Genomic DNA, 17,332 nt, shown 5'->3' with positions numbered 1-17,332 from the left:
TGCTTTATAATGAGTTTATGAAAAAAATATTTATAATAGGTGGTTCTTCTGGAATTGGCGAAGAAATTATCAAACAATTTTCAGGTGCTGAAATTTGAAATTTTTCTCGTAACACCTCATTGATAGCTCAAAAGAATGTGGAGTTTGATTTAATGGAGGATCTAGCTTATGAGAAATTTTCGAATATTGTCTTTGAAGAAAAGCCGAATATATTAATATTTAATGCAGGTATTGGTGATTTTTCTTTTATTGGAGGCAAATCCGATAAAGTGCAAAGGTTATTTCAAGTCAATGTATTAACATACATAAAGATTTTTGAAGCAATAGTTGCATACTTAAAAGAAAATAAGATTGGGGTATTGGTTACAACCTCCACGGCAGCTTATATCAATGGTGCGGGTGAGGCTATTTACAATTCAACGAAGCATGCATTAAGCGCTTATATTAAATCATTATCAACTGAATTAAAGAATGAAAAATCTGAAACACATATAACCGAATTTGTGATGCATGCAACAAATTCAACGAGAATGACTAAAGTTAAGGCCACCACAGAAGAAAAAAAATATTTGGAAGAAGTTATAGCAAAATTATTAATCGCTTTTAAAAACAAACACCAACAATTCATCCCAAGGTATCACGAAACATATAGGAAAGTTTTTGAATTTTATAATCAAGATCCGATTGAGCAAGGGATACAATCTTTGGAATACAAAAGAAAAAAAGGAGAAAAATAATGGAAAAATACATTTTATTGCTATCTGGGGGTGTTGGAACGAGGTACGAGGCGAATGAACCAAAACAATATACTAAATCTGAAAATGGGGAATATTATATTGCAGATTCAATAAAACCTTTTATCCAATCTCAATATAAGTTTTCGGCAGTAGTTGTGGTCTGTCAAATGGAATATCAAAAACTAATAGAAACTATTTTCAAAAATATTTCCTTGGAACTCCCTATTATTTTTGCCAATAACGGTAGAACTAGGCAAGAATCGATAAATAATGGAATTGATAAAATTAATGATCTTAACAAGGGCAAAATAGCCCAAGTATTTATTCAAGAAGCTGTGAGGCCCTTTGTTCCGGTGGAGTTGGTAGATAATCTTGTAGAAGTTAACCAAAAATATGGTTCGGTTTCAGCGGCAATAAACCCTTTTGTCTTATATTCTAAATTTAACATTGAAACAAATGAAGCGTATGAGTTAATGGATAAGTCGGGAATGATTGAGTTGCAATTACCGAAGCGCTATGATCTTCAAAAATATAATAAATATAGAAATAACCACGGTGGAAATCACTTGGATTTATTGGATGAATCCGTTTATTTTATCGAAAATCAAGAAATGACACATTGTATTAAGGGTTCTTTTGAAAATATCAAAATAACTAGACCTGTTCATAGGTGGATTGCAGAAGCTATAAATAAATATAAGAAAAAAACAAACGAAGACAATAAATAAAAAAAGTTGCATTCGAAATAAAAGTGAAAAAATAAAGCAACTTTTTTAAACTTTTGCTTCGGCAGGTTTTTTTATTTTACTTTACGTCCTTTCTTCTTTAGGTGTTTCAACACAAAAAGAACTCTTTTCTTGAGAGATATTTTCTCCTCGCTTTCAAGATTACAATTTTATATGTTGGAATAAATAATTTTTTGAAGAACTTTTAAGTTAATGCGGAATATTGATAAGATAATATCAGACAGAGAGATCTATTAATATATTTTATAAACGCAGCTCAACTAATCATGAATGTAAAAATAAGGATATTGGATAATGTTTTTTTGCGGAAGACATCAACAAAAAGCGAGCAAAATATATTTTATCAAATGCAAAAGTATTGATAAATTAGACGTTTTAAAACGTTATATTTATGATTAGGATATTCTCTAAATGGTCAACATTAAATAAACAAAATTAATAACAAATAATTATGGGATACATAATGTGTAGCAAAAAAGGATAAACTAGGTTGAGATTAACATAATTTAAACTGCAGTTTATTTGTTTATATTTACCCCCTCTTTTTATGAGTGTGAAATTTATTTTCTTGGTTTATAGTGTATAATTTTTTTATGAAAAAACTAACTATCATAATAGCTTTATATAATAAAGAAAAATTTATAGAAGAATGTCTAGATTCATTAATGAAACAGGAAACTAACTATAAATACGATGTAATTATAGTTGATGATGGGTCTACCGACAATTCTTTTAAGCTTGCTAATAATAAAATTAAGGGTATGAAAAATTTCAAAATTATCTCTCAAAAAAATCAAAGACAAGGTGCTGCAAGAAATAAAGGTATTAAAAATTCACAAACAGATTTTGTGGTTTTTATAGATGCTGATGATGTTGTTTATCCGCATTTTGTTGAACAAATTTCTAATGCCATAGTTGAAACTAATAAAGATATTATTAGGTATAAATTCGATTATCTTGACGATCACACAAAACAAGTTAAAAAGGTTCGTTTTCCCATGAGTTTATATTTTAGGATTGCTTATGGGGTTATGTATGCCATTAATATTAAAAAATATCCGGATTTTAAATTTGTGGAAAAAGTAAAAGTAGAAGATATGTATACGTTTTTTAGTTTTTTTAATAATTCTTTGCCTGAGTTCCATTTAATAAAAACTCCAGTGTATAAATATAGGGTAAATATTGAGGGTGCTCAAGATTCAACTTGTATTAATGAAGAATACTTAAAAGATCTTAAAGTTGCTTTGGAATTTTATAAAAAATCTAAAAATAAAAATATTTTATATAGACTGGATTATTGACGTAAAGTTTATTTACTTAAAAAATATCTTAAAGCTATAAAAAAATAAAATTTATAGTTTGAAAAGTACTGGTTATCATTGGTGCTTTTTTTATAACCTATTGTATTGTGTTGATTACTAGAATAAAGTTTTTCCCTTTCTTTTTAAACTTTATAATCACTTTTATTATTTACATATATTTCAACTATTCTTAAATTCATTTTAAAGAAGACTTATTGATGGAAATGCTTAGCAATGTTGTTTTCTTAATATTTTATTCCTGAATAAAATAAGATAAAATGATTTAATTATTTTCTTATAGCCCATGCCACAAAATGACTAAAAGTTTCTTTATAATATTTAATGCTAAAAATATAATATAATATTTCTATGATTAAATTTAAACCAAGATTTGAGAAATTAGTTGAAGCTAATTTACCAAATGCAAAAGAATTAGCTAAACAATATGGTTTCGACTACATTATTAAGCTAAATTATAATGAAAATAAATTCGGAGCAACTCCAAAGATTAAAGGATCTTTGAAAATTAACTCTTCAAATATTTACCCTGAATATAAAACACCAATACTAAATGGAAAATTAGCCGACATCTTTAAAATGAAAGAGGATAATTTCTATGTATCTAATGGATCAGATTCCATATTAGATTTAATACCAACATTATTCGCCTCAGCAACAATGAAACAAAACATAATAGTTCCTGAATTAACTTATGGGCGTATTGCATTGACTGCAACAATTAATGATGTTGATCTTATTAAGATTCCTATGAAGAACTACGAGATTGATCTCGGAGCTACTTTAGATGCTATCAATGAAAATACTGCAATTGTATATTTAGTTAACCCTAATATGCCAACTGGTACAGTTATTGAAGAAGAAGCTTTAAAAGAGTTCATAAGAAAAGTCCCTTCTGATGTGTTGGTTGTAATTGATAATGCCTATTCTGAATATGCTTTTGGAATTGAAAAAGCATTCACTTTAGATAAAGAAATAGTAGAAGAATTTGATAATGTAATTATTACTCATACCCTTTCTAAATTATTTGGTCTTGCTTCATTTAGAATTGGTTACCTTGTATCTAATCCAAGAATTGTAGATCTATTCAGGAGGGCTGCTCAATACCTACCCGTGAATAAATACTCATTACAAGTTGCTAGGGTAGCTATGGATGATTTACCATACTATGATGATGTTATTGAAAAAACAAGGGTGGAAAAAGACTATTTAATGAAAGAGTTTGATGAAATGGAGTTAACTTACATCAAATCTCATGGTAACTTTATTTTTATTGAAACCATCAATGAAAAATTCACTAATTCTGAACTTAGAGAACACATATTAAAAACAGAAGGTGTTGTCATTCGTAACGTTAGAAAAATAGGTCTAAGATTAACTGTGGGTACACACGAAGAAAATGTTAAAGTTATAAGAGCTATGAAGGGGTTTGTAAATGATAAAAGTAGATAATGCTGTTATTTTAGCTGCTGGTAGAGGGAGTAGATTAAAACATCTAACGAGTGAAACACCCAAACCATTATTAGCACCGAGAGGCATCCCTTTTATTGAAGATATTATCCTTAAATTAAAAGAAAAACAAATAAATGAAATTTATGTTGTAGTTGGTTATTTAGGTGAAAAATTTAATTACCTTGAAGAAAAGTTTGGTGTAAAAATAATTAGAAACACTGAATGGAATAATGGTAACAATGTCACATCGATAAATGCCGTGAAAGATTGCCTATCTAATACATTGGTATTAAATGGAGATATTATTTTAAAAGGAAATCCAATTCAAAATGAATACGAATCTTCACTAACTTATGTTGAAAGCAACTCAAATATCGACGAATGAATAGTTGAGTTAAATAAAGAGGGTAACGTCGAAGGTTTTATCAAAGAAGGTCTAGGTAAAACAGGTCTTTATCAAAGAGAAATTATTTTTATCACTGAACCATTAGTAAAAGTAATGAAGGAAAATCTTGCAACTTTCGATATGGAAGAATACCAAGAATATCTAATGATTGATTCAGCTAAACAAGCAAAAATTCCTTTTAAAACTTTTGAAGTTGGTGAAAGAACTATTTTTGACCTTGATACAGTTGAAGAATTTGAAGAGTATGCAAATAGTAAGTAATTACTATTTTTTTATATTCAATGTATAATTATATAAATAATAAGAAGGGGTATATATGGCAACAATCATAATATTTTCATTATTAACATTCATATGACCCGTAATAATGACTATTACTTTGGGTAAGAAAAAAATAATTCAATATATAGTTGGGGTATTTATAACTTTCTTTTTAGTGATCAATACATCAGAGAGCTTACTAAGAAATTCAATTGGTAATGGGTATTCATTACCTGCGCTATTCTCAATATTAATTATAATTTCATTAATTCCAATGTTTTATTTTGGATATAAAAGGAAGTGTTGAACTAAACAAAATCTAAAGGAATCATTCGGTTGATTGTGAACTCTTTATTTAATTATCCTTAGCGCAACAATTATAAGATTATTTATTAATCATATTAATTCTGACACTATTGCTTATGCTAGGAACTCTATTTACATTAGAGAAGGGACTTTAGGTCAACATGGATTAGAGTTTTGATATAAAACTCCAACATATTATCATGTTGCAGCTTTAATTGATAATCCTGTTGATTTCTTTACTATTTATGGTGAAGTATTGCAAGTGATTTTATTTTCAATAGCATTAAACCTCATTGTAAGAAACATCCCTAATAAAACAGGTGTTGTGCTGGCATTTGTTTCTGTTCTAGTTGGTATGGCATCAGTTTATGCGTTATCACTGAAAACTTCAGGAATGAACTGAACTGCGGTATCAATAGCGCTGTTGTTTATATTAGCTTCTCGTAAGAATATTGTTTTACTTCTTTTGATTCCATTTTCAATGTCAGTATTCTCGTTCTCACCGATGCTTATACTTCCACTATCAGTTATATTCATTATCATCTTGAAAAGATGAACATTAAAAGAATTAATTTTTTCAATAATGATTTTAGGTTCATTAGGAATTTTCATGGTTATGAATATGATGAATGTTAATTACAAGTTATTCACTATATTTACAGTTATGTTCTTTTCAAATGTTGCCGTATATTTCATTTTGAAAAAAGATATTCTCATTAAAGTTCCAAACAAAGAAATTGAAAATCCTCTTTATAGAACGAAACTTACAAAGTTAAAAAAATTCTCAGAGTGAAAACATTTCCAAAGATCGCTTTACATATTCGCAGTTTCGCTATTCCTTTTTTCAGAATTAATAATGATTTTATACATTGTTGATGTATTGCACTTTGCCAAGATAGTTGGCGCGAAGGAAACAACATTAATGTTGAGTATTCCAATAGCAATATTTATATTTGGAATAGATGCTATACGAAATAAAAAACTCTCATATCAATTTGGGTGAACAATTGCAATGGTATTCGTTATGGTGTTGTATGCAATAGTTCAATTAGTTCCTGGAGTATTGCCTTACTTAGTGGATAGGGTTTCACTCCCTTATTCAATGGCTATAATATTAGTTTGTTTATTAAGGGTTGTTGAAATGGAGAAAAAGAAAGCTGTTGAATCAATATTCATGATTGGTTCTGCTACCACATTATCAATTTGTAATGTAGCAATGATAACTGGTGCATTAATGCCTTCAACAATATACTCTCCACCTTCTACAAATGTAGAAATGAACTATAGGTTTGTAACGAAGCAAGAAAGAAAAGACATTCTTGATAATATGCAAAAACACGATGTTATCTATTCAGATATAGCAATTTCAACAATTAGAGAAGTTTGAGATGAGCATGCATTCTTTGATAATAGTATGAGAAAAATGTTCTTCCCAGAAATGAGAGATAGACTAGCTGGAATTAGCGAGAAAAACTGGAATTCAATACTTGTTTATAATTCTAAGTATGTTAAAAATCCAAAATACTGAGATTTTGAAAAAGATGACTTAAATGAAGCTGGAGAAATCGAGTTTAAGAAAGATGTAGAAAACAAGATTTTGGTTAAAAAAGAAATCGAATATTATGCTCTTGCAAATTCAATTGATATTCTTAAATACGGAGAAACTTCATCAATCCTCAAAGATACTGGGGTTGATAAAAATAATACTTGATGAGATATTTGAGATAAACAACATATTTCTAATAAGAATAAAGACTCTAAAAATATAAATGTATTTATGTTTAGGAGAAAAAAATATGCTGACTTAGTAGCCGAACATTATAAAAACAAATATAAAATTGAAAGAAAAACTACTGGTAGCATGTATATAGTTAGATTAAAATAAAGCACTTTGGTGTTTTTTTTATTTCTAATGTGAAACATTTTAAGCAGATATGTAATATAATTATTCTATGCTAAAAAATAATTGAGTGAAATGACGAAAAACCAAAAGAGTATTATGCACTTTCAATATTCTTTTTTATCAATTATTTAAACTGTTTAGATTAAAGAAAAAATATATTGTATTTCAATCTTTCCTAAATAATAATTGAGGAACTTATGAAGAAGCTGTTTTTGAAGAAGTTTATAAAAGATACAACAAAACTCATGAAATAATCTGGATTTCAGGAGTTATCCCTGAAAAACATGGGGATAAAAATATTGTGTTTATCAATCCGTGATCTATAAAAGCCCCTAAAGTAATAGCTAAAGCTAAATACTTTATTTCGGGAACATATACCAAAATGCCTTTCCTTTCTAAAAAAACAAAAGTATTTTATTTAAATCATGGTTACAGTGTTAAAACTATGGGTCTTGATTGAGTTAATGAAGCTAAAGGACTTAAAAGAATTATTCGAAAATTAGCTGCAAACAATCAAAACAAACAAATTGATATTTGTTTTGCTCATGATGAATATGATGCATTGGCTTATAAAAGAGTTTTTAACCACAATGGTAAAAAGGAAACTAAATTCTTAAGTAATGGATTCCCGCATCTAAACAAATATGAAAAAGGTGAAGCTTTATTATTCTTACCTTCTTGACATGAAAAATCTGAAGTTGTTTTCCCTAATGTGAAAATGAAGAATAAATTTGTTTCGCCACATCCGAGAACAAAAAATATAAATGTTCCAGATGGTTGAACAGTTGTAACTCCAGAAGAAAGACGTCAATTAAAAATTAAGTATGTTATTTCCGATAATTCAGCTGCACCTGTTGAGTATATAAAATCAGGTATACAGGTTTATTGAATGGATGGTAAGTATGATAGGGATATCTGTCAAGATTTCCGTAAAGAATATAAAGATCTAGTAATTAATCTAGAAAACTTCAAACCGCTTTCTGAAGTTAAATATAAAAAAGTTGTTAAACAAATATTGGATGCTCCATATGGAGAAGAATCTACAAAAATAACTGTTGACAAAATGAATATAGAATAAACCTCCAATGTTGGTGGTTTTTTTAATATGTTGATATAATTAATCTATGTCTTCTAAACAACAAACTTTAAAATTGGATAAAGAGATCCATACAGAAAGAAAGCACAGAAATCTAAATATAGTTTCTGGTTTAGCTGCAACACTTATAACGGCCGTATTAGCCTTTGTATTTACCTTTTTCTTAATTAATCACATAGGTACAACTATAAATGGTAAACAAAAATTGATTTTAACTATTGTATCGTACTTTTCATTGGCTGAAGGTGGTATGACTATAGGTATCGCTTCAAAACTCTATAAACCACTTAGAAATGGTGATCATGAGGAAGTTACTCGAATATATAATGGTATGAAAAAAATGTATAAGATAATTGGTGTATTTTATATTGTTATTGGGATAGTTGGAGCAACAGCATTTTCATTAGTTTCCAGTGGAGTGAATGATTCTTCAAAAACATTATTTGTATTTGCCTTATTCATGATTAACGTTATTCCTGGTTTTTTAGATTATTTCTTTTTAGCTAGATATGTAACTTTACTTCAAGCTGACAATAAGAGTTTCTTGATAAATATGTCGTTAGCGCTATTTAAGATACTTTCTTATACAACTGCTATATGTATTGTTGTATTTGTATTTAAGGAAAAGGATTTAATAACTAATACACATGATATTAAAGGTATTCATGAAACACACACTGTTTCATCAACAACATTACCAATAAATAGAAAAGCTGTTTTAGCATTAGTTGCAATAGGTATTGTTGAATTTGCAAATATTATTGTTTATGCAGGTGTTTATATTTTAAAGAGACACTACTTTCATACTATGTTGGTTAAAGAAGTGAAGGAAGTTGAAAAAATACATGCGATAATGCTTTATACATTCATTTATAAATTATCAACTATGGTTGTATTTTCAACTGATGCAATAACACTTTCCTTCGCATCACATGATCAATCTAAATCTTTCTTACTATTAACTCTTTACAGTTTATATAGTTCTGTGGTTTCGATATTTAAAAATATATTTGTAGCTATGTTGGATAATACACGTAGTTTTGTTGGGAGAAACATGAACTCTCAGAAACATAAAGATAAAATTATTAGAGATTTATATGGAACTTCAATACTATTTGCATGTGTTATCTTTATTTCTATTACGGTGATATCGCCAATTGCGATCGACCTTGTATTTACTAAGAATAATTACTTTATGCCATCTATCTCGTTATTGTTGGCTGCTACGATGTTCCTTTACCTATTGTCAACTCCTTCAAGGATTATTGTTGAAGCTAAAGGTGATTTTAAGGGTACTTGAAAAATAATTGCTATAGAAGCAGTTATCAACCTTGCAATTTCTATAGGTCTAGTATTTAAATTTACTATTTACGGGGTAATTATTGCCACAATTATTTCTATGACGTTTAAGCTTATTGCATTTGAAATATATGCATACAAAAAATGAGGCTTTACATTGTTTACCAAAGCAAATTCAAGATGACTATTAATGATACTGTTTACCATTGCATTTGTTTCTGTGTCGCAATGATGATTAATAACACATTACGAAAGAGGGTTTGACTTCACGAATGGTTGAATGAAAACTTGATTAAACCCGATGCAATTATTTATGATTGGTGTTACTGGGTTAATTTCGATATGATCGATGTGATTCATATTATTTAAAAAAGATAAAACTAAGGAGAAAGAAAATGAAACCAATTCACAAGAAACTATATAAATATTTAGATACTATTAGAGATTTTTATGAAGAGAGAGGTTTAAAGTTAACTGCAACAGCAGGAACACTCTTAGGAGCTATTAGAGATAAGGGTATTATCGAATGAGATGATGATATAGATCTTCAAATCACCGAAAGAGATGCTAAAAAATTCCTTGAAATAACAGAAGAATTTGAGAAAAAAGTTGGATGAAACTGTTACTGACACGAACCAATTAATGGTTATAAATTTTTAGACAAAAAAGGAAATGAAATTCCAGTTGACATCTTTGTTCTTAGGCCAACCATTAAAAAGATAAGTTTATTTAAGAAAATAAAGATAAATCTTATTCTAATTAAAATCATTAAAATGTCAAGCGTTAAATGTTTCAGAAATAAGAAACATAAAATTATCACAAGAATAGCAAAACCAATTGCACATATGTTGATTTGAGGTAAGAAAACATATTCTGATGTTGAAAAACTTATGAGAGATGAATACTCAGAATTATATGCAGAATTATCTTCTCCAATAGTGAGAGGGAAAACATTGATTGACTTGAAAGATACAAAAGAAGTAATAGAAGTTCCGTTTGGAGAAACAAAAATGTATGTTTATAAGAATTTCGAGAAAAAACTTGAAAGAGAATATGGGGATTGAAGAACACCAAAAGTATGAGCAGATCATGGAAATGAATAATGCTCATTTTTTATTTTTAAATATATAATTAGACTATGAAAAAAATAGCAATATTACATTATTCACTTGGTGGAACTGGTGGACTTTCAAGAATGTCTACAACTTTAGCTAATCATTGAGCAGCTAAAGGACATGATGTTATTAGGATTGGACTTGATCAACCAGTTATCAATTCCCCTTATTCTGTTGATAAAAAAGTGGAGCAAACTACTTTAAGAAAAAATAAAGAAACAAGCACTAATAAGTTTAGTTTATCTCCGCTTTTTCTTTGAAGAGTAGCTACTACAATATTCCCTGTTGGACTAGCAACAAAAAAACGTTTAAATAAAGCGTTAGAAGATAGAGATGTAATCATAGTTCAAAATCCAATGATCTTAAAATGATTATCGAAGAAAAACAAAGAAAAAACAACTCTATATATGCATCACCAATATGGTGGTGGAGCACTTATGGGTAAATTAATAAATCTTCAAAAGCGCACAATTAACAAGAAAATTAAAAGAGTTGTTTGTTTAGATCCTAAAACGGAAAAAATATTAAATGAAAAATTTAAGGATGTTGAATTCAAATTTATTCCTAATTTCTTAAATGGAAAGATGGCTCCGCTGAATCCAAAGAGAAAAGATATTACTTTTATGGGTAGAGTTGCTTATATAAAAAATATAGATTGAATAGTTGATGCAGCTAAAGAAATAGAAGAAGATATTTATATTTATGGAAATATTGCTGATGACTATAGAAAAACTTGAGAGTCATTAGAAAAGCCAAAGAATCTAAAATACATGGGTAGAACTGATAATGCATTAGAAGTTCTTGCAAATTCTAAAATTGGTTTACATACAGGTTCAATAGAAGGTTATAGTTTATCAATGATTGAATCAGCTTGTGCCGGTAATTTATTAGTTAGTGCACCTTCGTGAGATTCTTATGATCCTAAACTTAAAGATATTATGTATATCGCTGAAAATAAAGAGGAATTTGTAGAACAACTTAAAAAAGCTATTGATGCTAATTTACCTACAAAAAAACAAGTTCAAGATATCAAAGAATATTATTCCTTTGATAAATACATAGAAATATTAGAAAGTTATATTTTTGTTTAAACAAGGTATAATTTTTTTATGCTTATTTTACTAATAATATCAACATTGTTAATGCCATTAATGGTTTCTCTATTATGAGATAAACAACATATAATATCAGTATATATAGTTTCTTTTATATCTATGTTTTTGTTCATCAATGTTACAAATTCATTCACTATTAACATTAAATTAATTACCACTATATTTTCATTAGGTTATATCACTCTATATTCTTTCTTAATATACAAGTCTATAAAGCTAAAAAAATTCAATATACAAAATTTAGTTAAAACTTTAAAATGAATAGCGCCTCTTTACATGTCTATGGCAATAATATTCTTTATTAGAATGTGATTTACAAGAATGAACACAGATGCTTTGGCTTATGCGGAAACTTCAAACTTTATTAAGCGCAATTCAAACGATAATACAGATCCAGTTTATAACTTGCCTTCATTTTATAGTTTTGCTGCAATGTTCCCAAGACCTGTCGATGTATTTTCTATAGGTGGTGATGTTATTGTTATTTCGATATTCTCAACAGCCATTTTCAAAATAATGGATGATGCAAGAAAAGAACAAGGGTTATTTTCATTGGTGGTAATAATGATAATTTCAATAACATTTGCACTTTCGCTTCCTTTTGTAACTTCTTCCGTTAACTGAGTTATTGTTTCTCTTGTGACTATTATTTTGGTCGCAATGAGGAAGAATACAAAAATGTTCTTACTTGCACCACTTGCATTTGGAATATTTTCATTCTCTTCACTATTGCTCGCTCCAATCTCATTAGTATATGTTTTTATGAAGAGAAGATTTACATTAAAAGAATTTATTGATTCAATAATTATTTCGATTATGGTTACGGTGGTCTTTGTTATGACTTTAGCAAACATGAGCGAGAAGCTTATGATTATTCCATTAATCATGTCTCCGTTGTTTTTCCTCTCATACACACCGATAATAAAAGATTCAGAGCATGATGGTTTCTTACTAAAGGTAAATAAAATAATCTTCAAAGGCAAAGAGCGTAAAGAACTATATAAAGTTACTAAAAAGTTTAAACTTATCTCCTCATTAGTATTAACAGCAATAGGTCTGTTGCTAATGATTGCAATAGCATATAAATTCGATAGAACGTCAAGTATTCAAGGGATAATCACAAAAATGGTTGTTGACCCTTATTTATGAGGTGTGCCAATGGTTATGTGAATGATCTTAGATGCACTATGAAAAAAAGAATTGACTTCTTGGATAAAAATAGGGTTGGCATTTGTGGTTATTTGTGCAGCATATTATGTATTAATTAAAATATCTCCAAGAGTACCTCGTTACATTCTTTTAAGAACAGTAGACCCCGCCGCTTCAATTGTTTTGGTTTTATTCTCACTATTCTTATATGAAACGTATCCAGCTGAGAAGTTCACTTGAAAATCGTTAGCACTAATACCAATGGTTATAACATTCCCTGCTATAACTGTATTCCATAAATCTGAGCCAAGATATTTCTCTACAAACCCTTCAACTAGTGTAGCTCAAAATTATAAATGAGTTAAAAATAATGAGTGAAAAACATTAGAAAAATACAAGGATAAAAAGGTTTATTCAGATGTTCCGGCATTTATCATGGGTATCAATGGAAAAGATAATCACTCACTAATGAATGCGAGTCAACACAGAGAATTATTCCATGGTGACCTATTCGTAACTATGTTAGGTAGAAAATGATATGTCGAACAGAACTTTGATAGTATTCAAAATAATATTGAAAATGATGGGATTTATAAATGAACAATTGAATATGCAAAAATTTATGAGAAGAAAACTAATGGAGCTAGTTGAAATAATATCGACAAAGCTGAAGTGTACGCTTTTAGACATAAAGAATATGCAGAAGACATCCTTAAACACTTTGGATGAAACAAAAAAGATCATCTTAAAATAGAAAATGGTATGTACATAATTGAAAGATAATTTAAAAGTAGTTTTGACTACTTTTTTATTCCTAATAATTTAGGCATATGCAATTTATTTTATGGGAAAATCACAGTACAGAAACCATGGAGCAACCTTAAACAAAAGAAATTTATAAAATAAAAAATTGTATTTGATTGACTTTTAAATAAAAACATATATAATAATATAAGTGTTATTGAAGGTAGTAACCGCCTAGGCTTGCCTAGGTATTCTCACCTACTTAACACGGAGCTTCGGCTCCATTTTTTTATGCAACAAAAAAACAACAAGCTAAATTGTTGTTTTACCATAATCTTCACGAAGGAATTTATTTATACCATTGATGAATTGTGGAATGAATTCTCTACCTACTTTAACATGTCCAGCTTTTTCCATAAATAGTGCTGAAGTCTTAAGTGATTTATTTTCTTGTCTTTTATTTCAAAGGTTGTGACCCATTGAAGGTGGAACGATGAAATCTTTTTCACCATGGATAATCATTAGTGGTTGTTTAACTTTATTAATTTCTTCTAGGAAATCTCTTTTACCTCAATATGTACCTGTAAGTAATCTATATAAAGGGAAAGCTTGTGGCATTGTTATTTGATGTGGTACTTTAAATTGATCTGTCATAGCTGCCAGTTCAGCTCTTGGTGATGTATAACCTGATTCTTCAATTAATCTTACATCTGTTTTTGATTCATTAATTGTTCTTTGATATTTTGTAGCAAATGAAATTGTACTTGCTGCACCATTCGAAATACCATATATAAGAAGATGTGCTGGTGAGTATTGTTTAATAACTGCTTTAAAAGCATTATTTAAGTCATCAGCCTCCTTTAGTGCATATGTTCTATGAAGGTCTCTATTAGCTCCAAAACCACGCATATCGAATGAAAGCATTTTGTATTTCTCATTATTATTGATTACATTGTTTGAACTATCAGTTGCTTTAATATTGTTATAGAAGATTTGTGCGTATCTCATTGCTGTGTAACGAGTTCCATTCAGCCCATGAACGAATAATACTAAGTTATCATGTTTCTTAATTGGATCCGCTTTAGGAGCTCATTCATAGATGTTCGTTACATTCTCATCTATCTTAAATGTTGCTGGTGATTTTTTAGGTTCTTCACTTCATCTTGAAGCAAATGGTGCATAACCTTGTTTCTTATCTAACTCAGCTGTTGCAATTATATTTTCGCTTTTACTTTTTTCAAGTGAAGGACGCTTAATAAATATTCATAATATTGGGAATATTATAGAAGTTAATAGCATTCATAAAGAAATGATGATTGTAAGAATGAAGATTGTTAATGAAATCCCCTTAGAAACACCTTTCATTTTTTTTCAATGAAAATGTTCGAATAATATAAGACCAATTTGAAAAGGTATTAGTACAAACAGTGTTGTATAAGATATAACACCATATAAAGGAGATTTTAGAGACACTAAGATTCCAATTGTACAAATTAGAACCATTATAAATGCGGCGACATGCGCTTTATAAGAGTGTGTATTCTTTACAGGCACTGATACTATGGTTGCTAAACCAAATGTACCAGAGATAGCGAATATAATTCCACCCATGAAAGTTATAAGTCCAGCTGATATACTTCCTACCTTGCTATACACGAGACCTATTGTTAAAGCAACAGCAAATATTTCAATAAGCACTTGAAGTGTATAAAGCACTAATATTGATTTTTTGGTTGGGGCCTGAGGCTGTTTTATTTTGTTAATTTCTATTGTTTGTGTTCTTCTCATCTTCTCACCTTGACTTTCTTTATGAAATTATAATGCTTTATTATGAGTATTTAACAACAATAGAGTTATAAGAATTTAAGTTTCAAAACAACGCACCTAATTAAATGAACTTTTTTATAATATCAATCTTGTTGCCAAGTTAAAAGGTATAATAAAACTATGAATATTAAAAGACACTTTTATAACGGAAGAGAGTACTCTCTAGATACAGAACAAAAAGTATTGAAATTGCTACCAAACTTCCACGAAAAACTAAAAAATAAAAATTTATGAGGGAGATTTGGATTTAAAAAAATGGGTGGTTCATCAGTTGGTGATGTTTTAGAAACAGATCAATTTAAATCACCATTTAAAGCATTCGCTAGAATGTCTTGATTGGATATGCCGATTTTAAATAAAAAGTATATTAATGCTGGGGTTGCTGTTGAACCTAAAGTTCTTGATTTAATAAGATCACAACCAGGAGTTCAATCAGTTCAAGGTTTCGATGCTAAAGAATATAACTACGATTATTTTGCGGGTAAAGATGATATCATCGGAGGACTTCCAGATGGACTTGCTCAACCTGGTAACGTTGTTATTGAGGTTAAAACTGCTGGAGCTAAAAAACTCGAACAATGAAAACGTTTTGGTGTTCCTGAAGCTTACTTAAAACAAGCACAACTTTATACATATCTAATGGGGTTAGAAACTTACGCTATTGTTGGTACATTTTTAGAGGAAGAAGATTACGCTTTACCTGAGTTATATCCAATCCAAGAACGTAAAACAAAAACATGACCATTTAGAATTAATAGAACACAAGTAGAAGATGATATTAATACGGTTAAAACTTGATATAGAAAATATACATCTGCTGGAGTATCTCCACAATATGACGAAAGAAGAGATAAAGATCTAATCGATTTCCTACTTTGTCGTGATGAACAAGAATGAAAAGAATTGCAAGAAAAATGACTTATACAAGGAAAAATTGATATTAGCACACTATAAAAGGGTGTTGCTTTTTTTGAAAATATTTTCAGAATATTTTATTAAAATTGAATGTTAATAAATAAAAATATGTGTAATAATTAATATGCACCCGTTTTTAAAGGGGTAAATTAATTGAGGAGGTGACACTTGTCACTAAGGAAATTAAGCAGGGCTATTTCTTCTGAAATTAAATTTTCTAATACTGATTTATTAATACATGAAGTGATCATGAAAAACGCAAAGAAAGTTCACAAAATGTCAGCAACTGAAATTGCTAATTTAGTACCATGTAATCATTCGTCGGTTTCAAGGTTCATTAAAAAAGCAGGATTTATTTCATGGGTTGAATTTGTTAACTCTATTATATTTGAGCAACGTATTCTATCAAGGATATCAATAGATTCACTTCAAGAAAAAATCAACTTAGAAATAATTAATTCACAGAAAACAATAGCATCTGAAAAAAATCAAAAAGCAATGGAAGAAATTGTTGAACTATTACTAGACAAAGATAAGACCTTTATATTTTATGGTCACAGAATGTCTGGAAATATAGCTCAATATTTAACATGGAATTTTACGGCTTCAGGTTTATTTGCTACGCATACTTATTTCTTAGAGGAGTTTTTTGGACTATTGAATCCAAGAAGTATAGCAGTTATACTTTCTTGTCCAGAAGGTAAAGAAGAATGTATACGTGCAGCACAAAGAGCAAGAGCGCTAGGAGTAAAAGTTATTTCGATTAATATTGATGGTAATAAAGAAATTGAAGATTTATCACATATCAATATTTCCGTGCCTTCATTAAGTTATTTTGAAGATTATGAGTATAAAAGTTTACTTAAAAAAGAATTAATGAGGCATGTTGGAATGGTAATTTGAGAAAAATGAATAGCAGTCAAAAGCAAATAGCACGACCGT

At 29.0% G+C, this 17,332-nt stretch carries 14 protein-coding genes; 13 read left to right on the top strand and 1 reads right to left on the bottom strand.

The annotated features are described in order from the left end of the window. The first annotated feature begins 17 nt into the window (after positions 1-17). The 11 genes from C4B25_RS00720 (at position 18) to C4B25_RS00670 (ending at position 13,687) form a co-directional block, all read left to right on the top strand. A complete protein-coding gene (locus tag C4B25_RS00720; RefSeq protein ID WP_131613153.1) occupies positions 18-737 on the top strand; it encodes an SDR family NAD(P)-dependent oxidoreductase in 720 nt (239 codons plus the stop codon). Beyond that, positions 737-1,465, top strand: a complete 729-nt coding sequence (locus tag C4B25_RS00715) for a 2-C-methyl-D-erythritol 4-phosphate cytidylyltransferase (protein WP_131613152.1) — start codon at positions 737-739, stop codon at positions 1,463-1,465. Before C4B25_RS00720 ends, C4B25_RS00715 begins: the two co-directional genes overlap by 1 nt. Positions 1,466-2,076: 611 nt before the next feature. Next, the gene (locus C4B25_RS00710; RefSeq protein WP_131613151.1) at positions 2,077-2,832 is read left to right on the top strand and encodes a glycosyltransferase family 2 protein; all 756 of its coding nucleotides are present in this window, start codon (positions 2,077-2,079) and stop codon (positions 2,830-2,832) included. Positions 2,833-3,153: 321 nt separating this feature from the next. Further along, complete coding sequence (locus C4B25_RS00705) at positions 3,154-4,254, top strand: pyridoxal phosphate-dependent aminotransferase (RefSeq protein WP_131613150.1); 1,101 nt, start codon at positions 3,154-3,156, stop codon at positions 4,252-4,254. Beyond that, positions 4,238-4,921, top strand: a complete 684-nt coding sequence (locus C4B25_RS00700) for an NTP transferase domain-containing protein (RefSeq protein ID WP_131613149.1) — start codon at positions 4,238-4,240, stop codon at positions 4,919-4,921. Before C4B25_RS00705 ends, C4B25_RS00700 begins: the two co-directional genes overlap by 17 nt. A gap of 55 nt (positions 4,922-4,976) precedes the next feature. Next, positions 4,977-7,112: a hypothetical protein gene (locus tag C4B25_RS00695; RefSeq protein WP_131613148.1), complete on the top strand. Its 2,136-nt coding sequence runs from the start codon at positions 4,977-4,979 to the stop codon at positions 7,110-7,112. A gap of 67 nt (positions 7,113-7,179) precedes the next feature. Continuing rightward, complete coding sequence (locus tag C4B25_RS00690; protein ID WP_131613147.1) at positions 7,180-8,208, top strand: CDP-glycerol glycerophosphotransferase family protein; 1,029 nt, start codon at positions 7,180-7,182, stop codon at positions 8,206-8,208. Between the two features lie 46 nt (positions 8,209-8,254). After that, positions 8,255-9,949: a lipopolysaccharide biosynthesis protein gene (locus C4B25_RS00685; protein ID WP_131613146.1), complete on the top strand. Its 1,695-nt coding sequence runs from the start codon at positions 8,255-8,257 to the stop codon at positions 9,947-9,949. Then, positions 9,921-10,628 (top strand): LicD family protein, encoded by a 708-nt coding sequence (locus C4B25_RS00680; RefSeq protein WP_131613145.1) that lies wholly within the window; start codon positions 9,921-9,923, stop codon positions 10,626-10,628. The genes C4B25_RS00685 and C4B25_RS00680 overlap by 29 nt, the downstream gene beginning before the upstream one ends. Before the next feature lie 35 nt (positions 10,629-10,663). After that, positions 10,664-11,731, top strand: a complete 1,068-nt coding sequence (locus C4B25_RS00675; RefSeq protein ID WP_131613144.1) for a glycosyltransferase — start codon at positions 10,664-10,666, stop codon at positions 11,729-11,731. An 18-nt stretch (positions 11,732-11,749) separates the two neighbouring features. Beyond that, entirely contained in the window at positions 11,750-13,687 is a 1,938-nt protein-coding gene (locus C4B25_RS00670) for a hypothetical protein (RefSeq protein WP_131613143.1), read from the top strand. A 273-nt stretch (positions 13,688-13,960) separates the two neighbouring features. Here the strand turns inward: C4B25_RS00670 and C4B25_RS00665 are convergent, their stop codons facing one another. Continuing rightward, complete coding sequence (locus C4B25_RS00665; RefSeq protein WP_131613142.1) at positions 13,961-15,436, bottom strand: hypothetical protein; 1,476 nt, start codon at positions 15,434-15,436, stop codon at positions 13,961-13,963. A 159-nt stretch (positions 15,437-15,595) separates the two neighbouring features. Between C4B25_RS00665 and C4B25_RS00660 the strand changes: the two genes are divergently transcribed. Continuing rightward, positions 15,596-16,429, top strand: a complete 834-nt coding sequence (locus C4B25_RS00660; protein ID WP_131613141.1) for an MAGa7180 family putative nuclease — start codon at positions 15,596-15,598, stop codon at positions 16,427-16,429. A 129-nt stretch (positions 16,430-16,558) separates the two neighbouring features. Further along, a complete protein-coding gene (locus C4B25_RS00655) occupies positions 16,559-17,323 on the top strand; it encodes a MurR/RpiR family transcriptional regulator (protein ID WP_131613140.1) in 765 nt (254 codons plus the stop codon). Positions 17,324-17,332 lie beyond the last annotated feature (9 nt).

This window comes from Mycoplasma todarodis (genome assembly GCF_004335995.1).
In the GTDB taxonomy this organism is placed as follows: Bacteria; Bacillota_I; Bacilli_A; order Mycoplasmatales; family Metamycoplasmataceae; genus Mycoplasma_K; species Mycoplasma_K todarodis.
This window is presented reverse-complemented; position numbering and strand designations above follow the sequence as displayed.